Consider the following 429-nt stretch of genomic DNA (forward strand, 5'->3'; position numbering starts at 1 on the left):
GCGACGGTGGAGCCCTACCTCTCCGAGCGCGCCGTGGTGGCCACCAAGCTCATGGTCGCGCGGACCGCCGCCAATGCGATCACGACGTTGTGGACCTACACGCCGGAGAACATGGACACCCTGGCCGATCGGGCCGCGAATTACCTCAGCGGTGATTTCGCGGCTCAGTACCGCAGATTCGTCGACCAGATCGCCGCAGCAAACAAACAGGCCAAGATTACCAACGATACCGAGGTCACCGGTGCTGCCGTGGAATCGCTGAGCGGCCGGGATGCCGTTGCCATCGTCTACACCAACACCACGACCACCAGTCCGGTGACCAAGAACATCCCAGCATTGAAGTATCTGTCCTACCGGCTGTTCATGAAGCGTTATGACGCGCGGTGGCTGGTGACCAGGATGACGACCATCACCTCGCTGGATTTGACG

The 429-nt window shown here is 61.1% G+C and carries 1 protein-coding gene; it reads left to right on the top strand.

Annotated features, from left to right (window positions below):
• On the top strand, nucleotides 1-429 hold a 429-nt coding region (locus NNO02_RS23570; RefSeq protein ID WP_271455908.1), incomplete at both ends, for a hypothetical protein.

The sequence above is a fragment of the Citrobacter sp. Awk 2 genome (assembly GCF_028069815.1).
Classification (GTDB): Bacteria; Pseudomonadota; Gammaproteobacteria; order Enterobacterales; family Enterobacteriaceae; genus Citrobacter.